Here is a 6,973-nt window from a genome sequence, read left to right on the forward strand (position 1 = left end):
GTACGGGATTTAACGGATGTAACGGATAGATGTTCAGCCAAGACAAAGATTTTCCCCACTCGAACACTCGAACACTCGGATACTCCGCCATCACAGGCAATCTGCGTAGTTACTAACAAGCCATTGACCAAAAAATCAAATCTGCTTGTATAATCAGAATAGTAGGCAGCGCAGAAACAATTATGGACGAGATCGAGTACGCCAAACTCTATCAAGAACTGGCGGCAATTCTGAATGAGTTTAATTTAGGTTGGGTAGTTCAACAAGTAGCCGATACTGTAGAGATAGGCAAAGTAATTGAAGAGCGATCGCTCAAAAGAAAAACACCTCTGCTCAAGATAGAAGATTATACCGCAAAAGAACAACTTTTGCTGTTAATTGATGCTGTCGAGCAAGCGACTGTGAACACTTCCGAAATGGAAGACGAAATTGCTTATTTCTTGAAAGTAGAATCAGAAACCTCTCCCCTCGGCACAAAAATTACATTTGCCAATTCAGGTGCAGAATCTGCCAAAACAATCGAGTTTACTTCCAGCGTCACAGCCCCCCGCCACAAACAGGCGATCGCCCTCAAGCACTTGCTGGAAAAACTGCCCTCCGGGCCGAGCAACTACGCCATCAATTCCGAAATTAAAAGCAAATTAAAAAGCTCAATCGATCCCGAGTTTAACACAGCGGCAGAACAAGCCAGAATTTTTGATACTTACCTCTTCACCATCTTGCTAAAAGCAGTTGCTAATGAAGGCGGTACTATTTATTACAACAATGTTTTAGACGACGAAACACCCAAATATTTAACATTTAGAAAAACGGCGGGAAAAATCCACGGAAGTGCACATCCATACACTCATGCTGTTGTGGAATTTCCCGACAAACCAGCCCTAGAAGTTCACCTAGGAGTAAAAGTCCAAGGTAGAGCCGGAGTTCTGCACAACTGCAACGTTTTAATTTTGTACCAAAAAGAAGCGAATATCTGTCGCTTGCTCAACCGCGAACCCCGGCACTCGCAAGTAATTTTAGCAGTAAAATCTCAGCACTGCACCTCAGAACTTAAACTAGAAATGGCTGGTGCTTTTATCGGATTAGCGTCAGACATTCGCTACGAAGGCGGCAGCTATTTCATTTCTAACAGTTACTCCCAACCCGTAGCAAAACTGCTAACTACCGCTCGCAAAAAATGGGAACTCAACATTTTTCCTGGAGCCACAAACGATGTCCATCGACTGATGTACTCGTTTCAAACTATCTTTAAAGACTTTAAGGCTAGAAACTGATTCAGTTAATACCATTTCACAAAAGTCTTGCTACATTTTTTGTGTTGGGTTTCGTTCCACGGACTTATATCAAATCCGGTAGCATCGTTCTGGTAAAGTCTCCTTCAATCTGCCACCAAATATAAGCACAATTTTCTGTTTTTCGGCTCACAGTCAACATTCAACAATCACGGACGGTGCAACCGCCATCAATATTAACCTACTGTCTGATTCAAAAAAAACTGTTTTTCAGGTTGTGCCGGGAGGTCTAAATTCGAGTTTCCTAGATTGGCCCGGTTATATGTATCTGCTAATGTATCTGTTACATGAGCCAAGAAAATAATCTATCATGTTGCGAGCACCCGAACCTTACGAATAATGTTTAAGAAAGATAAATCTTCCCTGCTGTTTACGATCGGAGCCGCCACACTTCTGATCGGTTTAGGCTTTGTCACCTACTACCTCGTCATTTCCCGTGGACCTGCCAAAGATTTGCCGGCGGGGGCAACGGTTGTCCCGCAAGATACGATGATGGCCCTATCCATCACCACCGATGAATCGCAGTGGAATAGACTGCGAGAGTTTGGCACGCCAGAGTCAAAAGCTTCGTTTGAGAGGTTTTTAAGCGAAATGCGCGATCGCCTTCTGACAAGCAACGGCTACGCCTACCAGCAAGACATTCAACCCTGGGTGGGTAACACAGCAATGGTAGCCTTTCTCCGCAACAAAATAGCTATACCAGCCCCGTCGCCGGCACCCAACACGCCCCCATCTCCGCCAATTCAACAGTCAGTGGCAATTATCTTGCCAATTGCCAACCCGATCAAAGCCAAAGAACTATTAACAAAACCCAGGCCTCTCAGCCAAGGAAAAATAGTTGAGCGTAATTATAAAGGGGTGCAAGTCACAGAAACTCAAGGCGTACCCGATCGCAATTTCTCCGTCGCGGTATTGGGAACCAGGTATCTAGCAGTCACCACAGATCCTAGCGCTACAGACAGAATAATCGACACCTACAAAGGCGAACCTTCCCTAGCCAAAACCCCTGGCTATGCAGACGCCATAGACAAAATAAAAAGTCCGGGCGCCTTCGGTCAAATCTACGTCAATATGCCCGTTGCCGCCGCCTATTCCGCCGCCAACTCAGCCCGCGAAATTTCGCCCGAAAGCCTCGAAAAACTGCAACAAAATCAAGGATTTGCCACCACAGCGACCTTGGATGTAGAAGGAATTGCCTTCAAATCAGTCTCTTGGCTAAAACCAGATTCTACCAGAAGGATAGCAGTAGAAAACAATGCTCTAAAAATGGCTAACCGCCTGCCAAACAATACAATAATGATGGTATCCGGTGGCAACTTGCAGCGTTTGTGGCAAGACTACGTATTGGGAGCCGAGGCCAACCCGATTTCCCCGATTAATCCCCAAGTTTTACGAACAGGTTTAAAATCCACTACGGGCCTGGATGTAGATAAAGACTTAATGAACTGGATGGCGGGAGAATTTTCTCTATCATTAATACCAGCCCCCGCCCAGAATCCCAGAGACAAATTTGCTGCCGGATTTGTATTTATGGTGGAAACAAACAACCAGGGCGCAGCGAATAAATCCCTGAAACAGCTTGATGAAACGATGAAAAGTAAAGGATTTAGAGTGGAGGAAATTCAAGTCGGCGGCAAACCGGCGATTAAATGGACATCGCCGTTTGGAGGGATTACGGTAACTCGCGGCTGGATGAACAATGTAGCGTTTATGACAGTAGGAGCTCCCGTGGTTGATGCGATCGTTCCGGCACCGAAAAGTCCGCTTTTAAGCAGCGAATTGTTCCAGAAAACAGTACGATCGGAACTTAAACCCCACAACGGCAATTTCTTCATTGACACCGAGAGTGCGTTTAACCCGAAAAACCTAGCTTTGCCGGAGTTTCCTCCCAGCCAAAAAATGTGGATAGACGCCACGCGGTCGATCGGCGTTACAGCGGCCGTCATTGGCGATCGTACCACCCGTTATGACGCTTTTGTCGGTCTCAAAAAATCCACCCAATCCAGTCCTTCTGCAAAGCCTTCACCGCGCCCTGCTTCACCGCGCCCTGCTTCACCCAGTCCCTCGCCCACTGTCCAAACTTCACCCAATTAACTCTTAAATCCTTCCACAAATCCGCCTGCACATCCCCTTAAAAAGCAACGGGGCGACAGATTAAAACCGAAAGGCAGCCGCCAGAAGCAACAAGCAAGAAGCAAGAACAAGACTTACGCATAGGGACTAAAGAAACCGGGTTTTTTTATCGTTTCTGTCGGCTGCAACGAATTATTTTCGTTAACAAACCCGGTTTCTATGCACCCCTGCGTCCAGGACTACCAAAGAAACCGAGTTTTTTAAGCCTTGGACTGCAACTAAGGAATGAGAATTAAATAACTTCCACTCTTGAAAGTGGGACGGGCGGGACGCCCATCCCACAATAACAATTAAAATTGTAAGTTATTTAATTCGCGATCCTAAGTGTTTTCGTAAAAAAACTGGGTTTCTGCGTCCAGGAATGAAGAAGCAATTGACCGTTTCTGACGCACCCTACACTTTGTGTACCCGTTGCGTCCAGGACTTCTTATTTTTGTCAGAATTTTAAGGGTCGGCAATTGTAGAGCCGGCTTTTTTTGTTGTTTATAAAAGGAAAAGAAAGATTTTTTACGTGGATTTTCCCCCGTCAGTTCTGGCCGCATAAGGCAAATTTTTAAACCGCCATACTTCCTTCAAACTCTCACTAATGTAAAAAAAACGGTTTCTAGGGGTCGGAGTGCGTCTAGGAAAGCCAGTTTTTTTTATATGTCATCCGGAAGATACAGCTTCTAGGCATTGCGAGTTATATTTAGATTGTGGAGAAGATACGCTCGGGGAATTGCAAATGCAGAGGCAAATTTTACAGGGAAATTTTCCTCAGTGAGTCGGGAAAGTGAGTCTGGAACGCACTTGCAGTCCGAAACCCGGTAGCTTCATAAATATACAGTCTTTAACCCCAAATCCTCAGAAAAACTAGGTTTATTTTCCTAATTTTTCTGTCTATATTTTACCAATTAAAAACATATGGAAACCGCCAAAAATATTCAAATAAAGGCTAAATTGCTGTCCAAAAAAAGAATAAGCAAACTGGCAGTCTCTCTGTCAATTATATTAATAAACCTTTACTTTTTGCAAGCAAAAGCCGAAGGTCAAACAATTGTTCCAGCGGCGGACGCAACGGGCACTACCGTCACTCCCGCAGCCCAAAACGGAAATCCTGGGCAGCCAACTCGCTTCGATATTGAAGGCGGAAAATTATCGAGCGATCAACAAAATCTATTCCACAGCTTTAAAGAATTCGGCTTGTCGGAAAATCAGATTGCCAACTTTATATCAAACCCCAACATTCGCAACATTTTAGCGGGCATAGGCGGCGGCAACCCCTCGATTATTAACGGCTTAATTCAAGTAACCGGCGGTAATTCTAACTTGTTTCTGATGAATCCATCCGGCATCATATTTGGCAACAGTGCCAGCTTAAACGTGCCGGCTTCTTTCACAGCAACCACCGCCACCGCTATTGGATTTGGTTCAAACTCGTTTAACGCTGTCGGTAGTAGCACTTACACATCTCTGACAGGCGCGCCCAATTCCTTTGCTTTTGGGGCCGATCGAGCAGGGGCAATTATCAGCACGGCAGACTTAGCAGTCAAGTCAGGGCAGAACTTAACCTTGCTCGGCGGCACCGTTGTCAGCACCGGCAGCGTTTCGGCCCCAGACGGTCAAATTACCGTAGCATCAGTCTCCGGGACAAATTTAGTGCAGATCCGCCAGCGAGGCAATTTGCTGAGTTTGGAAATCGAGCCGCCCTCAGCGACTAGCAGTACAGGAACATCCAGCACAGCTTCGACATTCTCGATCGCATCCTTGCCCGAACTGCTCACAGGCATCGGTGAAACGAACGCTACAGGCCTCAGCGTCAATGCCAGCGGTGAAGTGGTACTCACGGCCTCTAACCGAGCAGTAGCTGCGGGGGACGTAGCACTAAAAGATGCAAACGCTCAGGCGATCGACATTCAAGCAGCCAACACCATTGCAGTCAGCGGAAACCTGACAAGTTCCCAAGGCGGCCCGATCGCCCTAGAAGCTAGGGGCGACATTAGCACTGCAGATCTCGACTCCCACTCCGAAACCACTGCAGGCGGCAACATCACCGTCACCAGCCGTACAGGAAAAGTAGAAACAGGCAATATCAACGCAGGATCACTCGACGAAAACAGCAACGCCGGAGACGTTAGTATTGCAGCACCCTCAAGCACCATTCAAACAGGATTCATAGACGCCAACTCCGAAGAAAAACAAGGTGGCGCAGTCACCCTCAACGCCCGCAACGACATAGAAGTAACCCATATCAACACCGAAGGCAGAACAGGCGGAGGAGAGATTGACATTACAGCCGGCCGTAATTTCCGAGCGACAGGCACTTTCACAAACGATCGCAACTGCTTGTCGCAAGCTTGCAGCATTTCCGCATCCACTACTGGTAGCGCTAATGGTGGAGATATCACCATTCGCCACGGCGGGGAAGCCTCGAACACTCTTTTCAGCGTCGGGCCCGACTATAACAAACTCAACGGTACTGCTGGCAGCATTGCCACTGGGGGTCCAAAGAAGGAAAATGTGATTACACAGGGAAGTTATTTCAGCCCCGACCCTCAGATAGTACAGCCGACCCAAATTAACATTACGGCTTCTTCAGTATCGCCGACACCCGCACCAGCACCAGCGCCAGCACCAACACCTGCACCAGCACCAACACCAGCGCCCGCACCGACACCAGCACCGACACCAGCACCAGCACCAGCACCAACACCAGCACCAGCACCAGCACCAACACCAGCACCGACACCAGCACCGACACCAGCACCAACACCAGCACCAGCACCAACACCAGCACCCGCACCAACACCAGCACCAGCACCAGCACCAACACCAGCACCAGCACCCGCACCAACACCAGCACCAGCACCAGCGCCAGCGCCCGCACCGACACCAGCACCAGCACCAGCGCCAGCGCCCGCACCGACACCAGCACCAGCACCAGCACCAACACCTGCACCCGCACCAGCACCAGCACCAACTCCCGCGCCAACACCAGCACCAGCGCCAACACCAGCACCCGCACCAGCACCCGCGCCAACACCAGCACCTGCACCAACTCCCGCGCCAACAACCACACCCGCGCCTACTCCAGCACCCGCGCCAACAACCACACCCGCGCCTACTCCAGCACCCGCACCCGCACCAACACCCGCGCCTACTCCAGCACCCGCACCCGCACCAGCACCTTTACAAACACTAACGCCAGCACCAGCACCAGCACCAGCACCAGCACCAGCGCCCGCACCCGCACCCGCACCCGCACCCGCACCAGCACCCGCACCAGCACCAGCGCCAGCACCAGCGCCAGCGCCAGCACCCGCACCAGCACCCGCACCAGCGCCTACTCCAGCACCAGCGCCCGCACCAGCACCAGCGCCTACTCCAGCACCCGCACCGGCACCAGCGCCCGCACCAGCACCAGCGCCTACTCCAGCACCAGCGCCTACTCCAGCACCAGCACCAGCGCCTACTCCAGCACCAGCACCAGCGCCTACTCCAGCACCAACGCCAGCACCAGCACCAGCACCAGCGCCGACTCCAGCGCCGGTACCCAATGTTTTGCCGAT

Annotated in this window: 3 protein-coding genes; all 3 read left to right on the forward strand. The window is 49.8% G+C overall.

What is annotated here, in order from left to right:
* Positions 1-182: 182 nt before the first annotated feature.
* Positions 183-1,274, forward strand: coding sequence for a hypothetical protein (locus QUB08_RS14265; protein ID WP_333225304.1), 1,092 nt, complete (start codon positions 183-185; stop codon positions 1,272-1,274).
* Positions 1,275-1,631: 357 nt separating this feature from the next.
* On the forward strand, positions 1,632-3,386 hold the full coding sequence (locus QUB08_RS14270; protein WP_333225305.1) for a DUF3352 domain-containing protein: 1,755 nt from the start codon (positions 1,632-1,634) through the stop codon (positions 3,384-3,386).
* 942 nt (positions 3,387-4,328) lie between these two features.
* The coding region (locus QUB08_RS14275; RefSeq protein WP_333225306.1) for a two-partner secretion domain-containing protein at positions 4,329-6,973 on the forward strand (2,645 nt) is incomplete at its 3' end.

Source organism: Microcoleus sp. BR0-C5 (genome assembly GCF_036705045.1).
In the GTDB taxonomy this organism is placed as follows: domain Bacteria; phylum Cyanobacteriota; class Cyanobacteriia; order Cyanobacteriales; family Microcoleaceae; genus Microcoleus.